The 20013-nt window shown below is 64.1% G+C and carries 16 protein-coding genes; 12 read left to right on the forward strand and 4 right to left on the reverse strand.

Annotation, left to right across the window (positions count from 1 at the left end):
• The first annotated feature begins 18 nt into the window (after positions 1-18).
• Together fmt and truA are read left to right on the forward strand one after the other, a co-directional pair.
• Positions 19-936 (forward strand): methionyl-tRNA formyltransferase, encoded by a 918-nt coding sequence (gene fmt / locus Q0603_RS00125; protein WP_298720615.1) that lies wholly within the window; start codon positions 19-21, stop codon positions 934-936.
• The gene (gene truA / locus Q0603_RS00130) at positions 936-1673 is read left to right on the forward strand and encodes a tRNA pseudouridine(38-40) synthase TruA (protein ID WP_298720144.1); all 738 of its coding nucleotides are present in this window, start codon (positions 936-938) and stop codon (positions 1671-1673) included. The genes fmt and truA overlap by 1 nt, the downstream gene beginning before the upstream one ends.
• On the opposite strand, the gene Q0603_RS00135 is transcribed toward truA, so the two are convergent.
• Together Q0603_RS00135 and Q0603_RS00140 are read right to left on the reverse strand one after the other, a co-directional pair.
• Positions 1670-3010 carry an ATP-binding protein gene (locus Q0603_RS00135; protein WP_298720146.1) on the reverse strand — a complete coding sequence of 447 codons (1341 nt, stop codon included), beginning with the start codon at positions 3008-3010 and terminating at the stop codon, positions 1670-1672. The genes truA and Q0603_RS00135 overlap by 4 nt on opposite strands.
• A gap of 142 nt (positions 3011-3152) precedes the next feature.
• Positions 3153-4010 (reverse strand): universal stress protein, encoded by an 858-nt coding sequence (locus Q0603_RS00140; RefSeq protein WP_298720148.1) that lies wholly within the window; start codon positions 4008-4010, stop codon positions 3153-3155.
• Between the two features lie 212 nt (positions 4011-4222).
• Here Q0603_RS00140 and Q0603_RS00145 point away from each other — a divergent pair, with 212 nt between their 5' ends.
• Complete coding sequence (locus Q0603_RS00145) at positions 4223-6913, forward strand: HAD-IC family P-type ATPase (RefSeq protein WP_298720151.1); 2691 nt, start codon at positions 4223-4225, stop codon at positions 6911-6913.
• A 16-nt stretch (positions 6914-6929) separates the two neighbouring features.
• Positions 6930-7901, forward strand: coding sequence for a calcium/sodium antiporter (locus Q0603_RS00150; protein ID WP_298720154.1), 972 nt, complete (start codon positions 6930-6932; stop codon positions 7899-7901).
• 6 nt (positions 7902-7907) lie between these two features.
• Here Q0603_RS00150 and Q0603_RS00155 read toward each other — a convergent pair whose 3' ends face one another.
• Positions 7908-8543, reverse strand: a complete 636-nt coding sequence (locus tag Q0603_RS00155; RefSeq protein ID WP_298720156.1) for a hypothetical protein — start codon at positions 8541-8543, stop codon at positions 7908-7910.
• On the reverse strand, positions 8540-9754 hold the full coding sequence (gene dapE, locus Q0603_RS00160) for a succinyl-diaminopimelate desuccinylase (protein ID WP_298720159.1): 1215 nt from the start codon (positions 9752-9754) through the stop codon (positions 8540-8542). The genes Q0603_RS00155 and dapE overlap by 4 nt, the downstream gene beginning before the upstream one ends.
• A 201-nt stretch (positions 9755-9955) precedes the next feature.
• Between dapE and secA the strand changes: the two genes are divergently transcribed.
• From secA to Q0603_RS00200, 8 genes are all read left to right on the forward strand, one after another.
• Positions 9956-12670, forward strand: a complete 2715-nt coding sequence (gene secA, locus Q0603_RS00165) for a preprotein translocase subunit SecA (RefSeq protein WP_298720162.1) — start codon at positions 9956-9958, stop codon at positions 12668-12670.
• A gap of 122 nt (positions 12671-12792) precedes the next feature.
• Positions 12793-13797, forward strand: coding sequence for a DUF2891 domain-containing protein (locus Q0603_RS00170; protein ID WP_298720165.1), 1005 nt, complete (start codon positions 12793-12795; stop codon positions 13795-13797).
• 93 nt (positions 13798-13890) lie between these two features.
• Positions 13891-15090, forward strand: coding sequence for an epoxide hydrolase family protein (locus Q0603_RS00175; protein ID WP_298720168.1), 1200 nt, complete (start codon positions 13891-13893; stop codon positions 15088-15090).
• Between the two features lie 17 nt (positions 15091-15107).
• Positions 15108-15566 (forward strand): MaoC family dehydratase, encoded by a 459-nt coding sequence (locus Q0603_RS00180; RefSeq protein ID WP_298720171.1) that lies wholly within the window; start codon positions 15108-15110, stop codon positions 15564-15566.
• A gap of 211 nt (positions 15567-15777) precedes the next feature.
• Positions 15778-16302, forward strand: a complete 525-nt coding sequence (locus Q0603_RS00185; protein ID WP_298720173.1) for a PAS domain-containing protein — start codon at positions 15778-15780, stop codon at positions 16300-16302.
• Positions 16303-16308: 6 nt separating this feature from the next.
• On the forward strand, positions 16309-17277 hold the full coding sequence (locus Q0603_RS00190) for a carbohydrate kinase family protein (protein WP_298720176.1): 969 nt from the start codon (positions 16309-16311) through the stop codon (positions 17275-17277).
• The gene (locus Q0603_RS00195) at positions 17267-18196 is read left to right on the forward strand and encodes a pseudouridine-5'-phosphate glycosidase (protein WP_298720179.1); all 930 of its coding nucleotides are present in this window, start codon (positions 17267-17269) and stop codon (positions 18194-18196) included. Before Q0603_RS00190 ends, Q0603_RS00195 begins: the two co-directional genes overlap by 11 nt.
• Positions 18197-18380: 184 nt before the next feature.
• The gene (locus tag Q0603_RS00200) at positions 18381-19997 is read left to right on the forward strand and encodes a histidine kinase dimerization/phosphoacceptor domain -containing protein (protein ID WP_298720182.1); all 1617 of its coding nucleotides are present in this window, start codon (positions 18381-18383) and stop codon (positions 19995-19997) included.
• Positions 19998-20013: the final 16 nt, after the last annotated feature.

Raw genomic sequence — 20013 nt, forward strand, 5'->3', positions numbered from 1 at the left:
TTCGACAGAGCGATGCCGCTGCGTCTCGTCTTCATGGGCACGCCGGATTTCGCCGTGCCGGTGCTCAAGGCATTCCTGGATGCCGGCGACGAAATCGTCGCCGTCTACAGCCAGCCGCCGCGGCCGGCCGGGCGCGGCCATAAGCTGACGCCCTCGCCGGTTCATGCCTTCGCCGAGCAACACGGCCTGGCCGTGCGCCATCCCGTGTCGCTGAAGAATGCGGAAGCGCAGGCGGAGTTTGCAGCGCTCAACGCCGATGCGGCGATTGTTGTGGCCTATGGCCTGTTGCTGCCGCAGGCGATCCTCGATGCGCCGCGGCTGGGCTGTTTCAACCTGCATGCCTCAATGCTGCCGCGCTGGCGCGGCGCGGCGCCGATCCAGCGGGCCATCCTGGCCGGCGATGCCGAAACCGGCGTCTGCGCCATGAAGATGGATGCCGGCCTCGATACCGGGCCGGTGCTGGAATGCGAGCGCGTCAAAATCGGCCCGCGCATGACGGTGAGCGAGCTGCATGACGAACTGGCCCGTATCGGCGCGCCGCTGATGGTGCGCGCGGTGCATGCCTATGCGGATGGCAAGATCGAGCCCAAGCCGCAGCCGGATGAGGGCGTCACTTACGCCGCCAAGCTGAGCAAGGATGAAGGCCGGATCGACTGGAGCAGAAGCGCCGTCGAGATCGACCGCATGGTGCGCGCGCTCAATCCCGGGCCTGGCACCTTCTTCGAGACCGAAAGTGGCGAACGGATCAAGCTGCTGGCGGCCGAGCCGGTGGCGGCCAAGGGCGAGCCCGGGCTGGTGATCGACGATCCGGTGATTGTTGCCTGCGGCGAGGGTGCGCTGAAACTTTTGAAACTGCAGCGGGCCGGCAAGGGCGCGATGGAGGCAGACGCCTTCCTGCGCGGCTATCCGCTGCCGAAAGGCACGCGGCTGCGCTGATGCCGCGCTTTAAGCTCACGCTCGAATATCACGGCGGCAGCTTCGTCGGCTGGCAGCGGCAGAATAACGGCCTCGCCGTGCAGCAGGCGCTGGAAGACGCCATCCAGGCGATGAGCGGGCGGCGCGTGGAGACCATCGCGGCCGGGCGCACCGATGCCGGCGTGCATGCCAAGGGCCAGGTGGTGCATTTCGATCTGGACCGCGACTTCACCGCCGACCGCATCCGTGACGGCCTGAACTTTCACCTGCGCGAGCAGCCGGTGAAGGTGCTGGACGCCGCCATCGTGGCAGATGATTTCCATGCGCGGCTTTCGGCGACTGCGCGCAGCTATCTCTACCGCATCCTCAACCGCCGCCCGCCGCCTGCCATCGAAGCGGGGCTGGTGTGGCATGTGCCGGTGCGGCTGGATGCCGAGGCCATGCATGAGGCGGCGCAGGTGCTGGTCGGACGGCATGACTTCACCAGCTTCCGCGCCGCCGAATGCCAGGCCAAATCGCCGGAGAAGACCCTGTCGCATCTGGCCGTGCAGCGCCGCGGCGACGAGATCCATATCACCGCGCAGGCGCGCAGCTTTCTGCATCATCAGGTGCGCAACATGGTCGGCACCTTGAAGCTGGTCGGCGAGGGCCGCTGGACGGCCGCCGATGTGAAAGCCGCGCTGGAGAAGAAGGACCGCTCGGCAGCCGGGCCGACCGCGCCGCCGGAAGGCCTGTATCTGATGCGGGTCGACTACTAAAAACTGTCAGACACCACGCGCGCTGCCGGCAGGCGGATATGCACGTCGGTGCCCTGCCCCGGCCGGCTGCGGATTTCCAAAAGGCCGTCATGCAGCTCGATCAGCCGGCGCGCCAGCGGCAGGCCGAGCCCGGTGCCGGCATTGCTGCGCGACAGGCGGTTGTCGACCTGCCCGAAAGGCTGCATGGCGATGCCGATCTGCTCGGGCGCCATGCCGATGCCGGTATCGGCGATCACAAGATCGAGCCCGTCGTCATCGATGCTGGCGCGGATATCGATGCAGCCGCCGGCAGCGGTGAACTTCACCGCGTTGCTCATCACATTGATCAGCACCTGCTTGAATTTCAGCGGATCGATCCACAGATCAGCCAGCGTCTCGGGCAGATGCGCCTCGATCCGCACGCCGCCCTGCTCGGCGCGCGGCCGCAGCAGGGCAATGCAGCTTGTCACCAGGTCGCGCAGATCAACCGTTTCCTCGCGCAGCTCCATGCGCCCGGCTTCGATCTTCGACAGATCGAGAATGTCGTTGATCAGCGCCAGCAGATGCCGGCCGCTGGCCTCGATATCCTTCACATAGTCGCTGTAATGCGCTTCCAGCGGACCGAAGGGCGCGGCGCGCATCACCTCGGAAAAGCCGATGATGGCGTTCAGCGGCGTGCGCAATTCATGGCTCATATTGGCGATGAAATCCGACTTGGCGCGGCTGGCCGTTTCGGCATCTTCGAAAAGCCGGCGGTTCTTCAGCTTGAGCAGCACACCCTCGATGAAGGCGAGATGGTTGCCGCGCACCACCACGACGCCCATCACGAACATCAGGCCGGCGAGGATGAGATGCATTGCCAGATTCGGCTGACGGATCGCCGGCAGCGCGATCAGAAAAGCGGCGGTGATCGGCACGATATAGCCATAGGCCGCGCCCAGCACGGGATGCAGCGTCATGATGGTGAACAGCATCACGGCCGCAGCCAGCACCATCAGGAAGGCCGCATCGACAACCGGAAGGCCGAAAAACAGGAACATGACGAGCGCCGCCCAGATGCAGCCGAATAAAGTGGCGTCAATCACGATGGCGCGCTGCTGCCGCAAGGTGCTGCTGCGCGCCAGAGCTTCGGCGCGAAAGCGGCGCCAGCGATGGGCATCCCAGCCGGTTTTCAACACAAAGACCGAAGCCCACAGCGCCATGGCCCAAAGCGGCACGAGATCGTAAAGCAGGCACAGCGCGATGATGGCCATGCCCAGCCGCGACAGGCTGAGCGCAGTGACATGCCGGGTGATGGCGATGATCTGCTCGTGCCGCAGCTCGGCCTTCAGCGCGGCATCGATGGCCGGCTGAGGCAACAGAAAATGCACAAGACGCTGCAGGAACCCCTCCCCGGATACCGACCGGCGGCCAGCGGCTACACTAGCAAATCGGCCTGGCGCTGCAAAGAACGGCTGCTGGCCGCCCGCTTAGCGCATCATGCCCGCGTCGCGCCCCGCGTCACGCCCGGGGCGGCACGGCGAGCACATCGACCTCTGCGCAACTGAGAATCTCCTGGGCGACGCTGCCCAGCATCAGCTTGGACAAGCCGCTACGACCATGGGTGCCGACGACGATGAGATCGGCGCCGATCTCTTTTGCCGTCGCGCAGACAATGTCGGCGGCCGAGCGGTCATTCAGCCGGACCAGCTCCTTGGCCGGCGCAAGACCGGCATCAAAGACCAGCGCCGTCAGTTCGCCGGCGGCGCGCTTCTCCTCAGCCATGACATAATCGCGGGCCTCCGCCTCGGTCAGCGGCGCCTTGCTCATCGGTCCGGCAGCGGGGTTGTCGAGCACATGAATGACGGAGATCGCAAGCCTGGCCTTCAGGCCCAGCGCCACGACGGCGCGCATGGCATCGCGGGAGCAGTCGGAAAAGTCGACGGCAACCAGGGCATGGCGATAGCCACTGGCGGGCACGCCATTGGCCATCAAAACAGGGGCGGACTTTGAGCGGATCGTGCGTTCCGCTGTGGTGCCGACGAAAATGTCGCGCAGGGCCTGCCGCCGATGCGGACCGATCAGCAGTACATCCGGCGCCGCAGTTTTGACGGCCTGCTGGATGCCCGCGAAGGGAGCATCCATGAAAACGCTATAGTCGCAGGAGATGCCATCGATCTGGCTGAGCGAGGCCGCCTGTTCGCTCAGCAGCGCGGTCGCGGCCTCGCGCTTGGCCTGAACAATACGGTCGGGCTGGTCGTTATCGACCACATGAAGCAAGGTCAGGGACGCGCCGAAATCCTTGGCCAGCAGCACGCCGCGCCGGATAGCGCGATCGGAGCGCGGGGAGAAATCCGTGGCAACAAGGATTTTCTTCATACTATTCTGCCTCCTTCATTCTTGCGTCCGCGACGGGTTTCGGCGATCCAGACTACCGGCGAAGGCATCCTGGCCAACTGATATGAATCAAAATATCTCCGAAGAACAATCGGTATATCAAATGCGGAGATATCACAGTGACCGGGCCGAGGGAATCGGCTGACGCAATTGAACAGAGCATTTCACCGGACATGCGGGGGAGTAAACATACCGTGACCAGTACGGGACGAACCGAAACGCCGTGGCATAGCCTGACGCAGGATGCCGTCCTGGAAACACTGGGCACGACCAGGCAAGGCCTTTCCAGCAGCGTGGCGGCTGAGCGCCTTGCAACCCATGGGCCGAACGAATTGCCCGCCGCCACAGGGCGTTCCGCGCTGCTGCGTTTCCTGGCGCAGTTCAACAATGTGCTGATCTACTTCCTGCTGGTGGCCGCAGTGGCGGCCTTCCTGCTGGGTCATCTTGTCGACGCCGTCGTCATCGTCGCCGTGGTGATCGTCAATGCGGTGGTCGGTTTCATTCAGGAAGGCAAAGCCGAGAAGGCGCTGAACGCCATCCGCAACATGATCGCGCCCAGCGCCAGCGTCCTGCGCGATGGCGAGCGCCGGCATGTCGCGGTGCGCGATCTGGTTCCCGGCGACATCGTCTACCTTGAAGCTGGCGACCGGGTTCCTGCCGATCTGCGGCTGCTGCGCGCCCGTCGCCTGCTGATCGACGAGGCGCTGCTGACCGGCGAATCCGTCGCCGCGCAGAAAAACGAAGAGGCCGTTCCCGCCGATACCGGGTTGGGCGACCGCAGCGGCATGGCTTTCTCCGGCACCCTGGTTGCCGCCGGCCAGGGCATTGGCGTCGTGGTCGAGACCGGCCTGGGTACACAGATCGGCCATATCAGCAAGCTGCTGCAGAACGTCGAGCCGCTGAGCACGCCGCTGCTGCGCCAGATCGATGCGTTTGCGCGGCGCTTCACCTGGTTCGTGCTGATCGGCGGCGCGGCGCTTTTCACTTTCGCCGTTCTGTTCCGCGATTACGACTGGGTCGAAGCGCTGATCGCGGTGGTCGCATTGGCGGTCGGCATCGTGCCGGAAGGCCTGCCGGCGGTGATCACGATTACCCTGGCCATCGGCGTGCGCCGCATGGCAGCACGCAACGCAGTGATCCGCAAACTGCCGGCTGTCGAGACGCTGGGCGCCACCACGGTGATCTGCACCGACAAGACCGGTACCTTGACCCGCAACGAGATGACGGTCCGGCGCATCGTCGCCCCGCAGGGCCTAGTGATGGTGAGCGGCACCGGCTATGCGCCCGAAGGTGAGCTGACGGTGGACGGTAATGCCGCGCACAGCGCGAATGCGCTGGCGGACCCGGTGCTGCGCTGCGGCCTGCTCTGCAACGATGCCGAACTGCAGCGCCACGAAGACCAATGGATGGTCCATGGCGATCCCATGGAAGGCGCATTGCTGGCCGCGGCGATGAAAGCCGGACTCGATCCAGCAACGGAAAGAGCGCGGTGGCGGCGGCTGGATGAGATTCCCTTCGATGCCGCCCATCGCTTCATGGCGACGCTGCATGCAAGTCCCGAGGGCGGGCATGTCATTTTCGTCAAGGGCGCGGCCGAGACGCTGCTCAACATGTCGCTGCCGCAGGCCGACCAGGCCGTGTGGCATGAGCGCATCGCGCAGGCTGGCGCGGCAGGCGAACGCGTGCTGGGCTTCGGCATCAAGCATCTGGATGCGGCGAAGACGCGCATCGGTTTCGACGATTTGAAAGACGGCGTCGAATTCATCGGCATCATCGGCTTCATCGATCCGCCGCGGCCGGAGGCGATCACCGCGGTTGCGCAATGCCGCGCCGCCGGCATCGCGGTGAAGATGATCACCGGCGATCATGCTGCGACGGCGCTGGCGATTGCACGGCAGCTCAATCTTGCCGATGAGCCGAAGGCGGCGACCGGCGCCGAGATCGAAAGACTGTCGGATCAGGAGCTGCGCAAGCTGGTGCAGGAGGTTTCGGTCTTCGCCCGCACCAGCCCGGAACACAAACTGCGCATCGTCAGCGCCCTGCAGGCCAACGGGCATGTGGTGGCAATGACCGGCGACGGGGTCAACGATGCGCCGTCGCTGCGGCAGGCCGATGTCGGCACCGCGATGGGCATCAAGGGCACAGAAGCGGCCAAGGAAGCGTCGCAGATGGTGCTGCTGGACGACAATTTCGCGTCCATCGTCAACGCGGTGAGCGAAGGCCGAACCGTGCATGACAATATCCGCAAGGTGATTTCCTGGGAGATTCCCACCAACGGCGCCGAGACGCTGGCCATGGTGCTGGCGATCCTGGTCGGCTTTGCCCTGCCGATGAGCGCCACGCAGATCCTGTGGGTCAACCTGATCCTGGCCAGCACGCTGGGTCTGGTGCTCGCGTTTGAGCCGCCGGAGCCGGGCGTGATGCGCAGAGCGCCCCGGCGCTCCGACGCGCCGCTGCTGTCTCCCTTCCTGCTATGGCGGGTAGTGATCGTTTCGATCCTGCTGGCCGCGGTCTCGCTGGGGCTGTTCTTCTATGCGTTGCGCAGTGGACGCGACCTTGAGACTGCCCGTACGATGGTGGTCAACATGTTCATCGTCGGCGAGATCTTCTATCTGTTCAACGTCCGCTATCTGCACATGACGTCGCTGACCTGGAAAGGCGTGATTGGCACCCCTGCGGTATGGATCGCCATCGCCATCCTCGTGGTGGCACAGCTTCTGTTCACCTACGCGCCCTTCATGCAGGCCCTGTTCGAAACCCGCCCCCTCAGCCTGGCGGATGGAACGCTGATCATCGCCCTGGGGGCTGGTCTGATGCTGATGCTGGAGGCTGAGAAGCTGCTGATGCGGCGGCTTGGCTGGTTCGCCGAGCTGAAAACCGCATGACCTGGCGGGCCAAAGGATGCTGAGCGCGTTCGGCTGGACGCTCGCGGGGCTGGTTGTCCTCATCATTGGCTCCGAGCTGCTGGTGCGCGGCGGCACCCGGCTGGCCACGCGGCTTGGTATTTCGCCCACCATCATCGGATTGACCGTCGTCGCCCTGGGCACCAGCGCGCCGGAACTGGCCGTCGGCATCGAGGCCGCCCTGAAGGGCAGCGGCGATCTTGCCATCGGCAACATCGCCGGAACCAATGTGGTCAACATCCTGTTCATCCTGGGCCTGAGCGCGTCGATCCAGTCGCTGGCCCTGCGGAACGATACGCTGCGCATCGACCTGCCGATGATCGTGATCGCCTCCTGCGCATTGCTGGCGATGACCCTGGACGGCGAACTGACCCGGCTTGATGGTGCACTCCTGATCGCCGCCGGGGTGATCTACACGATGGTTCTGATCCAGGCGGCACGGCGGGAAAGCCGCGCCACGAAGCTTGCCTATGCCGCGGCGCAGGGCGAGCCGCCGCCCCCCTCGCTGGGCTCGACGCTGTTCGACACAGCGGCATTGCTGGCGGGGATTGCCATCATCGTCGTGGGCGCGGACTGGCTGGTGGCCGGCGCCGTCGAGCTGGCGAAGCTCTGGGGCGTGTCGGATGAATTCATCGGGCTGACCGTCGTGGCGATCGGAACCTCGTCGCCGGAACTGGTCACCACACTGGTTTCGACGATCCGGCGACAGCGCGACATTGCCATCGGCAACCTGCTGGGCAGCAGCGCCTATAACATCCTGATCATCCTTGGCGTGACCTGCGTCGTGCCGTCCTCGCCCATCCCCGTGGCGCCGTCGCTGATCAAGATCGATATTCCGGTGATGGTGGCGGTGGCACTGGCCTGCGTGCCGGTCTTCTATAGCGGACGGCAGGTCTCGCGCGGCGAAGGCATGCTGTTCGTCGCCGCCTATCTCAGCTATCTGGGCTACCTGGTGATCGTCCGCACCTAAGCTCTGCTATAGCAGTGACCCTGCAAGGCCGTGCAGCAGCAGGGCAATCCCGAGATCGAGCGCCGCAATCCCCATCGCGAGAATCGGCGTTGCGCCGAAAGTAACCCGCGCGATCTGCGCGACGACATAAAGCCAGACGAATAACAGAACGAAATTCCATCCCGCCATGGCGCTGGCCGGCAGCAGGCCCCATTGCGTCGCGGCCAGCACCGGCACGCTGATCATCGAGACGATGCCCTGCGCCCAGTTGTAGAGCGTGACGAAAACGGCAAAGCGGTCGGTGAGCCGGAAGGCGCGGCACAGCACCACCATTGCCGCCAGATAGATGAGCCAGGAAGCGAGAAACAGCACAGCCTGAACCAGGCTGAAGCCGAGCCGGCTGGCTTCCATCCCGGCCAGCCCGTCCGCACTGTCCACGGCGCCTTCGATCACGCCCTCGATGGCTCCCTCAATGGCGCCCTCGATGACACCGGGCTGCAGGATCGCGAAATAGGCCGCTGCGGCGATCAGCGGCGGCCAGAAGGAACGCCAGAAGCCGTCGACCGAGAGGTCATACCAGGACGGCGCGGCCGGATCGCCGCGCAGCGCGGCAGCCAGGCCACGCAGGGCGGCGGCAATCTCAGCACCACTGGGAAGACTCATGCCGTCGCGGAGTCGAAAAAGCGCCGCAGCATGCCCTCATAGACGACCGAGAGCGCCTGGATATCGGCAACGGCGGCCCGCTCATCCACCTTATGCATGGTCTGGCCGACCAGACCGAATTCCACCACCGGGCAATAGGCCTGGATGAAGCGCGCATCCGAGGTGCCGCCGGTGGTGCTGAGTTCCGGCTCGCGGCCGGTGCCTTCGCGCACGGCATCGGCCATGGCGGCAACGAAGGGGCCGGGCTTGGTGAGGAACGGCATGGCGCCGTCTTCCAGAACCAGGTCGAAGCGCGCGCCGTTGCCCTGGCTGCCGCAGACGGATTCGCAGACCCGCGTGATCCAGCTTTTCAGGCCATCCGCGGTCTGCTCGGTGTTGTAGCGGATGTTGAGCACCGCATGGGCCGAGGCCGGGATCACGTTGTTGGCCGGATTGCCGACATCGATGGTGGTGATTTCCAGATTCGACGGCTCGAAATGCACATTGCCGGTATCAAGCCGCCGCGTCTTCAGCGCGGTGAGGATATCGAGCAGGCGCGGGATCGGATTGTCGGCCAGATGCGGATAGCCGACATGGCCCTGGATGCCATGCACGGTGATGCGCGCGGTAAGCGAGCCGCGGCGGCCGATCTTCATCATCTCGCCCAACTGGCGCGGATTGGTCGGCTCGCCGACCACGCAGGCGTCGAGCTTCTCGCCCTGTTCGGCCAGATGCTGCAACACCTTCACCGTGCCATTGATCGCCGGGCCTTCCTCATCGCCGGTGATCAGCAGGCTGATGCAGCCCGAGAATTTGCCGTTGCGCGAAGCCAGGAAGCGGCCCGCCGCCGCAACGAAGGCGGCAATGGCGGATTTCATGTCGGAAGCGCCCCGGCCATATAGCTGGCCGTCGATGATCTCGCCCCCGAAGGGATCCACCGTCCAGGCCTTGCGGTCGCCCACCGGCACCACGTCGGTATGGCCGGCGAAGCAGAAATTCCTGCCCTGGCCGGGCTGGCCCCAGCGGGCATAGAGATTGTCGATATCCGGCGTGCCGGGTGCGGAAAACCGCAATCTCTGGCAGTCGAAGCCGAGCGGCTTCAGCGCCGCCTCCAGAATCCCCAAAGCGCCCTCGTCGGCCGGGGTGACGCTGGGACAGCGGATCAGGTCCTGGGCCAGTTTGACCGGATCGATCCGGGCGGCAGATGACAGATCGGTTGCGGGAGCACTCACGGGGACACCTTTCGTTGACCGCTGGATGTAACCCCTTGAATCGTCGCGGGTCAATCCGGCCCGGACGGCTGGCACCGGCCGCTGTGCCGCAGCCCCGCTTCGTTGACATTGAGGGGGGCAGCGCTTATCTGTCACGCGGGTTTCTATTTGCCGGTTCCTGTTGCGTGACGGCAGTTTAGCGAAAAATTTCAGGGGTACCGCATGTTGGGCGCGCTCGCCAAGAAACTGTTCGGTTCGGCCAACGACCGCGCGGTGAAGGCCTATTCGAAGACAGTTCAGGCGATCAACGCTCTGGAGCCGGAAATTTCCAAGCTTTCGGATGCGGCCCTGCAGGCCAAGACGGTCGAGTTCAAGCAGAAGCTCGCCAACGGCGCCGATCTCGACGATCTGCTGCCGGAAGCCTTCGCCGTGGTGCGCGAGGCAGCCAAGCGGGTGCTGGGCCAGCGCCATTATGACGTGCAGCTGATCGGCGGCATGGTGCTGCATGACGGCCGCATCGCCGAGATGAAGACCGGCGAAGGCAAGACGCTGGTCGCCACGCTCGCTGTGTATCTCAACGCGCTGACCGGCAAGGGCGTGCATGTCGTCACCGTGAACGACTACCTGGCCCGGCGCGACGCCGAATGGATGGGCCGCGTCTATCGCTTCCTCGGCCTCACCGTCGGCGTCATCGTGCACGGCCTGACCGACGAGGAGCGCCGCGAGGCCTATGCCTGCGACGTGACCTACGGCACCAACAACGAATACGGCTTCGACTATCTGCGCGACAACATGAAGTTCCAGCGCGAGCAGATGGTGCAGCGTCCGTTCAACTTCGCCATCGTCGACGAAGTGGACTCGATCCTGATCGACGAAGCGCGTACGCCGCTGATCATCTCCGGTCCGTCGGAAGACACCTCGTCGCTTTACACGCAGGTCAATGCGCTGATTCCGAAGCTGACGCCTGAGGATTACGAAAAGGACGAGAAGCAGCGCGCGGTGAGCTTCACAGAAAGCGGCACCGAGCATATGGAGCAGCTGCTGCGTGAGGCCGGGCTGCTGAAGTCGGAATCGCTCTACGACATCGAGAACATTACCGTCGTGCACCATGCCAACCAGGCCCTGCGCGCGCATGTGCTGTTCACCCGCGATGTCGACTACATCGTGAAGGATGACAAGGTCATCATCATCGATGAATTCACCGGCCGCATGATGGAAGGCCGGCGCTATTCCGATGGCCTGCATCAGGCGCTGGAGGCCAAGGAAGGCGTCACGGTGCAGACCGAGAACCAGACGCTGGCCTCGATCACCTTCCAGAATTACTTCCGCATGTATCCGAAGCTGGCCGGCATGACCGGCACGGCTTCGACGGAAGCGGCCGAGTTTGCCGACATCTACAAGCTGGACGTCATCGAGATTCCGACCAACGTGCCGGTGGCGCGTATCGATGCCGATGACGAGGTCTACCGCACCGCCAACGAGAAGTATCAGGCGATCGTCAAGCTGATCGAGGAATGCCGCGCCAAGGGCCAGCCGGTGCTGGTCGGCACGGTCTCCATCGAGAAGTCCGAGCTGCTGTCGGACTTCCTCAAGCAGAAGAAGATTCCGCATAACGTCCTGAACGCGCGCCATCACGATCAGGAAGCCTTCATCGTGGCCCAGGCCGGTCGCCTCGGCGCCGTGACGATTGCCACCAACATGGCCGGCCGTGGCACCGACATTCAGCTCGGCGGTAATGCCGAGATGCGCATCCTGCAGGAAACGCAGGGGCTGGATGAGGCGGCCGCCGCCAAGCGCGCCGAGGAGATCCGCGCGGAAGTCGCCGCCGAGAAGGAAAAGGTGCTGGCGGCCGGCGGCCTTTACGTGATCGGCACCGAGCGCCATGAAAGCCGCCGCATCGACAACCAGCTGCGCGGCCGTTCGGGCCGCCAGGGCGATCCGGGCGCGTCGAAATTCTTCCTCTCGCTGGAAGACGACCTGCTGCGCATCTTCGGCTCCGAGCGCATGGACAGCATGCTGCAGCGCTTGGGCCTGCAGGAAGGCGAGGCGATCACCCATCCCTGGATCAACAAGGCGCTGGAAAAGGCGCAGCAGAAGGTTGAAGCGCGCAATTACGAGATCCGCAAGAACCTGCTGAAGTTCGACGACGTGATGAACGACCAGCGCAAGGTCGTTTACGAGCAGCGCATCGAATTGATGCAGAGCCAGGACGTGTCGGAGACCATCACCGACATGCGGCGCGAGATCGTCGACGAGATGGTCAGCCGCCACATCCCCGAAAAGGCCTATGCCGAGCAGTGGGATGCCGAAGGCCTGCAGCAGGAAGTTGCCCGCGTCTTTGCGCTGAACCTGCCGATTGTCGACTGGGCCAGGGAAGAAGGCATCGCCGATCAGGCGATCCGCGAGCGGCTGCATGACGCGGTCGACCGCAAGATGGCCGAAAAGGCCGCTAATTTTGGACCTGAAGTGATGCGCATGGTCGAGCGCAGCCTGCTGCTGCAGGTGCTGGACCAGACTTGGAAGGAGCATCTGCACAACCTCGATTACCTGCGCCAGGCCATCGGCCTGCGCGCCTATGCGCAGAAGGATCCGCTGAACGAATACAAGCGCGAGGCCTTTGCGCTGTTCGAGCAGATGCTGGCGCGCGTGCGCGAGCAGGTGACCGCGATCCTCGCCCGCGTCGAAGTGCGCGCCGAAGAGCCGCCGCAGGATCTCTTCGCGCGGCCGTCGCAGCCGATGGAAATGCATGAAAGCCGCGGCGAGGATATCGATGGTGACGATGGCGATGCCGCCCGCGCCCTGCCTGCCCGGCCGGTGACCGTGGCGCGTGGCAATCAGGTCGATCCTGACGATCCGGCGACCTGGAAGAGCACGCCGCGCAACGCTCCCTGCCCTTGCGGCTCAGGCAAGAAGTACAAATACTGCCACGGCAAGTAATGGGGACCGGCGGCGACGCCGGTTGCCGCATCCAGAAAAGGTCACGTGAAGGCCAGGGGTTCCTTCTGTTCCAGCAGCCAGCAGACGCTTGTCTGTGCATCCCCGCATGCCATCATGGCGACATGACCAGCACCACACAACCCACACTCACCCGTGATCAGGCTGCGCGCTTTGCCGCCTTGCCGATGCGCAATCTGGCGCGCGAGTATCCGAACAACATCGCGCATTACCTGACCGGCCCGGATGACCTGCGCTCGCCGCGCACACTGCATCCGATCTTCTATGGCAGCTATGACTGGCATTCTTCGGTGCATGGCTGGTGGCTGCTGGCGCGCTGCCTGCGCCGCTATCCCGACCTGCCGTTTGCCGATGAAGCCGCACAGCTTTTCGCCTCGCATTTCACGCCGGAAGCCGGCGAAGCCGAGGCGGCTTATATGCGGGTGCCCGGACGCGGCACCTGGGAGCGGCCCTATGGCTGGGGCTGGCTGCTGGCGCTGTCGGCAGAACTGAGGCTATGGCCGCATGCCCAGGCCGAAACCTGGCGTGCGGCGCTGGCGCCGCTGGAACGCCATATCGCGGAAGCCTTCCCGCCTTATCTGGCAAAGCTGAGCTATCCGATCCGGGTCGGCACGCATTTCAACACCGCCTTCGGCATGCTGCTGGCGCTGTATTATGCGCGCACCGTCAAAGACGAGGCTTTGGCGGCGACGATCGGCGCTGCCGCACGGCGCTTCTTCGCCGAGGACGCCGATTATCCCATTCACTATGAGCCCAATGGCGACGACTTCCTGTCCGGCGGCCTAATCGAAGCCTTATTGAGCGCGGAGCTGCTGCCGGAGGGCGAGTTCGCCGCCTGGTTCAGACGCTTCCTGCAGCGAAACCTGCCGCAGCCGGCCATGGTATCCGACCGCGCCGATGCCAAGGGCGTGCATCTCGACGGCCTGAACTTAAGCCGCGCCTGGTGCCTGCGCGGCATCGCCAGGCATCTGAGGGGGGATGCGGCGGCACCGCTGCTTTTTGCGGCGGCAGCGCATGAGGCGGCCAGCCTGCCCTTCCTGGAGAGCGGCCATTATGGCGGCGAGCACTGGCTGGCGACGTTTGCCGCGCTCGCCATCGAAGGCTTGTAGGTCACGCTTGAAATAGACCGCTTGCAATGGCCTTCCGCCTGTGGCTGGCTCGACGGCAAACAGGAGGAACGCCATGCCGATCGGGCTCAAGCCATGGCTGCCGGGACTATGAAGGTGTCGCCGGACGCCCGGCGCTTCACGGTCAACATTCCGCAAGAGGCGCTGGACGATCTCAAGGCGCGGTTGGCGCTGACGCGCTGGCCGGCAGAGCCGGACGATGCCGCCTGGCAATATGGCAGCAACGGCGGCTACATGCGCCGCTTCGTTGCACGCTGGCGCGACGGCTTCGATTGGCGGGCATGGGAAGCGAAGCTCAATCGCTTCGAGCAATATATCGTCTTGCTGAAACGCGCCGATACCGGCGGGTTGCAGAATGTGCATGTGGTGATCGAGCGCGGCTCGGGCAGCAATCCCAGACCGCTGCTGCTCAGCCATGGCTGGCCCGGCTCGGTGCTGGAGTTCATCGACGTGATCGAGAAGCTGGCGCATCCGGAGCGATTCGGCGGCAAAGCCGAAGATGCCTTCACCGTGATCTGCCCGAGCCTGCCCGGCTACGGCTTCTCCATGCCCTTGAGCCGCCCGATCTCGCCGCGCGTCATTGCGCGCCTGTGGCGCGATCTGATGGTGGAGAGTCTCGGCTTTGAGCGTTTCTTCGCGCAGGCCGGAGACTGGGGCTCGATTGTCTCGTCATGGCTGGGGGTCGATCACGCCGATCATGTGGCGGCGCTGCATCTCAACATGGTGCCGCTGCGGCCACCCCTGACCAAAGACGGCGCGCCGCTGAGCGAGGCCGAGAAGGCCTGGATCGGCCGTGTCAAAGCAATCCAGGCGACCGAAACCGGCTATCACGCGATCCAGGCCACCAAGCCGACGACATTAGGCTATGGGCTGAGCGACAGCCCGGCGGGCTTGGCCGGCTGGATCGTTGAGAAATTCCACGGCTTTTCGCGCGCATCCGTCGACCGCGCGCCGCCTTTCGACATGGATCACCTGATTGCGAATATCGCGCTCTACTGGCTGACCGATACGGCGGCGGCATCGACCTGGATCTACTGGGCGGCCGGGCGCAGCGGCGATCTGGCTCTGAAGCCGGGCGAATTCGTTTCGCCGCCGACCGCCTTCCTGCTGCCGCCCTGGGACCTGGTTCCCCCGCCGCCGCAGGGATGGCTGGCGCGCGGCTATAACGTCGTGCGGCAGCGCGACCTGGAGCACGGCGGGCATTTCGTGGCGATGGAGCAGCCGGATATCTTCGTTGCCGATGTGCAGGACTTTTTCCGAGGCCACAGCTTGTAAGAAGACAGGGAAGCAAGATGAGCAAGCGCGACCGTTATTATGAGGATTACGAGACCGGCGAAGTGATCGTGGCCGATGGCGTCACCATCTCGGAGGCCGAGATCCTGAACTTCGCTTTTACTTACGATCCGCAGCCTTTCCATCTCGACAAGCAGGCTGCCGAAGCCTCGATCTATGGCGGGCTGATCGCCTCCGGCTGGCAGACCGGCCTTTTGGGCTTTCGCATGCTGCTGCAGGCGGGCCTGCTGGGTAAAGGCAGCATGGGCTCGCCCGGCCTGGACGAGCTGCGCTGGTATCTGCCGGTACGTCCGGGCGACACCCTCTTTGGCAGGGCGCGAATCGAGGAGAAACGCGAAAGCCAGTCCAAGCCCGACCGCGGCATCGTGAAGATGAAATACTGGATCGAGAACCAGAAGGGCGAAACGGTGATGAGTTTCTTCGGCACGCAGCTCGTGAAGAAGCGTCCCGCGGCCTGATTGTCGGACAATATACCAGCCCATCGACCCGGCTTTCCCGCTGGCGTCTAGCCGGACGCACCATCCTCAACGCGAGATAAATCCGCATCCCCAGATGCGGAATCGGGCGAAAACCATTCGCAGCCGGAGAATTGTTTCAGAGGGTAACAGTATTGACTCCCCGCCAATGTTACTTAAAACAGCGGGCGATTTCCTTCCTTTGGATTCAGGTATGAAGCGTCCCGTTCCGACCAATCGTGAGCGTAGTTTTTCCGAAGACGACATCATCGTCAGCAAGACCGATCTGCAGGGTCGCATCACCTATGCGAACGATGTCTTCTGCAAGATTGGCCTGTATGGCGAAGCGGAACTCATCGGCCAGCCGCACAGCATCCTGCGGCATCCCGACATGCCGCGCTGCGTCTTCAAAATGATGTGGGACCACATCAAATCGGGGAACGAAATCTTTGCCTATGTGAAGAACCTGGCAAAGAACGGCGATCATTACTGGGTGCTGGCCCATGTCACGCCGAGCTATGACGATAACGGCAAGATCAGCGGCTATCATTCCAACCGGCGCGCGCCGGACCGCGCGGCTCTGGCCGCCATCGAGCCGATCTATCGCGACCTGCTGACCGAGGAAAGCCGCCATGCCGACCGCAATGCCGGCATGCGCGCGGGCGCCGAGCGGCTGAATTCGATCCTCGCCCAGCGCGGCCAGGATTATCACGAATTCATTTTCAGCCTGCCCTGCTGAGCCGGCTTGACCGGCCCTGTGGCGCTTCGCAAGCTGCGGGGCGTGACAGCGAACGCGACAAGGCATCATATCCTCTGCTTAGGCGGCGCGGTAATCGACCGCAAATACCGCGGCCGTGCCGCGCCGCAGTTTGCGACCTCCAATCCCGTGGATGCCGCGCAGAGCTTCGGCGGCGTGGCTCGCAACGTGGCGGAAACCCTGGCACGGCTTGGCGTTTCAACCGCGCTGGCGACATTGGTCGGAGAAGGCGGCAACGGCACGGCCCTGCTGGATCATCTTGCGGCGTTGAATGTTCAGGTCGATCTCATCGGCCGCAATCCGCATCGGCGCACGGCGGAGTATATCGCCGTGCTGGAGCCGGAAGGCCGGCTGCTGATCGGCCTGGCGGAGATGGCGATCTTCGAGGACCTGACGCCCGGCTGGCTCGGCAAACTGCCCATCGAGAAGGCCGATTGGGTGTTTGCCGATTGCAACCTGCCCCCCGAGACCCTGAACACGCTGCTGCAGCGGCGGCGCAAGGGCAGCTTTCGGCTGGCCGTCGATGCGGTCTCGGCGCCGAAGGCAAAGCGCCTGCCGCAGGATCTGTCCGGCATTGATCTGCTGTTCCTCAACCGCGACGAAGCGGCGGCCATCGCTGATCAGGCCGTTCCCGTGCCGGTGCAGGCGGCTTTGCACATCCAGTCCGCCGGGGCTGCGCGGGTGGTGGTGATGCTGGGGGCCGAAGGCTGCCTGCTGGCAGATCAGGACGGCTGCACCTTTCTGCCTGCCGCGGCGACGACTTGCGTCGATGTCACCGGCGCCGGCGACGCCTTGATCGGCGGCTGTCTGTGGCAGATTTCCTGCGGCGCGCCGCTGACCGAAGCCGTTGCCACAGGCATGCGCGCGGCGGCGCTGACCATTGCCAGCGATGCCACGGTGCGGCCAGACATGTCGCCCGCCTTGCTGGGCGTAGGAGAAAACCTGCATGCGCGATAAAGCCGCCGGTCTGCCACTGGTCATCGCCCCTGAAGTTGCTGCAGCACTGGCCGAACGCCACCCGGTCGTCGCGCTGGAATCGACCATCGTCAGCCATGGCATGCCCTATCCCGACAATCTCGCGATGGCGCAAACCGTCGAGCGCATCGTGCACGATCATGGCGCGGTGCCGGCGACCATTGCGGTGATCGCGGGAGAGTTCCGCATCGGACTGGATGCAGCAGCGCTAAAAGCCATCGCAGCAGATCGCCAGGCCGCCAAGGCATCGAGCCGCGATCTCGCCATCATGGCCGTGCAGAAGCGCAATGCGGGAACGACCGTCTCGGCCACCATGCTGCTGGCGGCGCTCGCCGGCATCGAGGTGTTCGCCACCGGCGGCATCGGCGGCGTGCATCGCGGCGCGGAACAGACATTCGACATCTCCGCCGATCTGATCGAACTGGGCCGCACGCCGGTTGCCGTGGTCTGCGCCGGCGCCAAATCGATCCTCGACATCCCGAAGACTTTGGAAGTGCTGGAGACCCAGCGCGTACCGGTGATCGGCGTCGGCACCAGCGACTTCCCGGCCTTTTTCACCCGCAGCAGCGGCTGCAAGACCGATCTGCGGCTCGATACCGCCGCCGAGATTGCAGCCGCGATCAAGCTGCATCGCCAGCTTGGCTCGGGCAGCGGACTGCTGATCGCCAATCCGATCCCGGAGGCCGACAGCCTGGATGCGGCGATGATCGACACAATCATCGCCGATGCCCTAGCGGAAGCCGAGCAGCGCGGCATTGCGGGCAAGGCCGTGACGCCCTTCCTGCTGGACCGCATCAACAAGCTGACCGCAGGCGCAAGCCTGAAGGCCAATATCGCACTGGTGAAGAACAATGCTGCACTGGCGGCGCAGATTGCGGTCGAGCGGGCGAAGCTGGCTTGATTGATCCCGCGTCTGCGCGGCAGCACTTCGGCGGGTCGGCTGCCAATTTGGCGCTCCCGATCTGAAAAGACAGCAAATATCTAGCCGTCGGACGGAATCCTACGCTAGCATTTGGCCCGGTTCCGCCCAAACCACATAAGCATAACAACCATAACAATGGGCATAGCAACGGGAGGAAGGGCGTTTGCCGACTGAACGGGGCGATCGGATATTGCGCTGGCTCCGGATCGGCACGCTGATCCTGCCCACCGTCATCGCCCTGGTCTGGTCGTATCAGCTTTGGCAAAGCCATCTGAGCGCGACCATTGCCACGAACCGGCAGACGGCGGAACTGCTCAGTCAGCATTTTCTGCGTGTCATCCAGACCAAGCGTCTGCTGCTCGACCAGATCGACCGCATTCTGGATGAGCATCCCGATATGGAAGCCGAGGCCCTGCATCGCCGGCTGGCCCAGCTCGATGCGGGACTAAAATTCACCACCAGCCTCGGCGTGATGGATGCGCAGGGCAACATGATAGCGGGCAGCCGCACCTATCCGCTGCAGGCCAATCTGTCGCATCGCAGCTATTTCCAGACGCTGCTGCAAGCCGACACCATCGTGCTGGACCGTGTCATGCTATGGCCCGCCAATCGCGACGCACTGGTTCTGGCGAAACGGCGCAGTGGTGAGGATTTTCAGGGCGTGCTCACCGCGGCGTCCGATACCGAAAGACTCGCACTCTTCATGCAGGAGATCGCAGCGCAACCCGGCTCATCGGCGGCATTGCTGCGTACCGATGGAAAAGTGCTGCTGCGGCATATCATCGACGAGCCGCCCTATTCGGTACCGCGCAACGCGCCTCCAATGCAGATCATCGCCCAATCGGATGCCGGCGTTTATGACGGCCCCGGCTATAGCGATGGTGTGTCACGCTATTACGCCGTCCGGCGCATCGGCGATCTGCCGCTTTTCGCAGTGACCGGCGTCTCCAAGGCAAGCGTTCGGGACGCCTGGATCCTCGATGTGATCCCGATCACGCTGTTCTTTCTTGTGACTGCCATTCTCGGCTTCTTCGCCTCCACCCAGGCCTCGCAGTTGCTGCAGGCCGAACGCGCATTGCGGCGGACGGCCATCGCACAGCAGCAGCTTGATGAGGCCAACCGGCTCGCCAGGTTCCGCGAGACCCTGTTCAAGGAACTCAATCACCGGGTCCGCAACAATCTGATGATGGTGCAAGGCCTGATGCGGCTGCGCGGACGCGAAGCGCCAGAGGCGAAGACCGTGCTGGAAGAGATCGAGCAGCGTGTCTGGGCGATCTCGGAAGTCCACAACATCCTCTACAATTCGCAGGAATACGGCGCAGTGGATTTCGGCGCGTTCATCCGCACGCTCTGCAACAATCCCGCCATTGTGCCGCCGGAAGCCGCAATTTCGCTCGATTACGATATCGAACCGGTGCCGATGGGCATCTCGATTGCCATGCCGGCCGCCCTGATCGTGCTGGAGCTGCTCAGCAACACGATGAAACATGCCTTTGTAGGACGCGAGGGTGGCCGCATATCCGTTTCCCTGAAGCATCTTGGCCATGCCGCCGAAATCAGGGTGCGGGATGACGGCATCGGCTATGAAGGCGCGGGCAGCCGCCGCTCCGGCCTGCAGCTGATCAACGGATTGCTGGGCCAGTTGCGCGGCACCATCACCTTCCACAAGCAGAATGGAACGACAGCCATCGTCACCATTCCGCTCGATGAGACGCCGCCTGCGGAAGACGCGCAGCCCGCAGAAGAAACGGCGGCGGCATCCGAAACGCCGCCGCCGTGACCTGATCTTTTTAGTG

The organism is uncultured Ferrovibrio sp., assembly GCF_937960835.1.
Taxonomy (GTDB): Bacteria; Pseudomonadota; Alphaproteobacteria; order Ferrovibrionales; family Ferrovibrionaceae; genus Ferrovibrio.

What these genes read in the sequence shown, in the direction of transcription:
- truA (WP_298720144.1), top strand. Translation starts at nt 936, where the DNA reads ATGCCGCGCTTTAAGCTCACGCTCGAATATCACGGCGGCAGCTTCGTC.
- Q0603_RS00140 (WP_298720148.1), bottom strand. Translation starts at nt 4,010, where the DNA reads ATGAAGAAAATCCTTGTTGCCACGGATTTCTCCCCGCGCTCCGATCGC.
- Q0603_RS00150 (WP_298720154.1), top strand. Translation starts at nt 6,930, where the DNA reads ATGCTGAGCGCGTTCGGCTGGACGCTCGCGGGGCTGGTTGTCCTCATC.
- Q0603_RS00155 (WP_298720156.1), bottom strand. Translation starts at nt 8,543, where the DNA reads ATGAGTCTTCCCAGTGGTGCTGAGATTGCCGCCGCCCTGCGTGGCCTG.
- secA (WP_298720162.1), top strand. Translation starts at nt 9,956, where the DNA reads ATGTTGGGCGCGCTCGCCAAGAAACTGTTCGGTTCGGCCAACGACCGC.
- Q0603_RS00170 (WP_298720165.1), top strand. Translation starts at nt 12,793, where the DNA reads ATGACCAGCACCACACAACCCACACTCACCCGTGATCAGGCTGCGCGC.
- Q0603_RS00175 (WP_298720168.1), top strand. Translation starts at nt 13,891, where the DNA reads ATGGCTGCCGGGACTATGAAGGTGTCGCCGGACGCCCGGCGCTTCACG.
- Q0603_RS00180 (WP_298720171.1), top strand. Translation starts at nt 15,108, where the DNA reads ATGAGCAAGCGCGACCGTTATTATGAGGATTACGAGACCGGCGAAGTG.
- Q0603_RS00185 (WP_298720173.1), top strand. Translation starts at nt 15,778, where the DNA reads ATGAAGCGTCCCGTTCCGACCAATCGTGAGCGTAGTTTTTCCGAAGAC.
- Q0603_RS00195 (WP_298720179.1), top strand. Translation starts at nt 17,267, where the DNA reads ATGCGCGATAAAGCCGCCGGTCTGCCACTGGTCATCGCCCCTGAAGTT.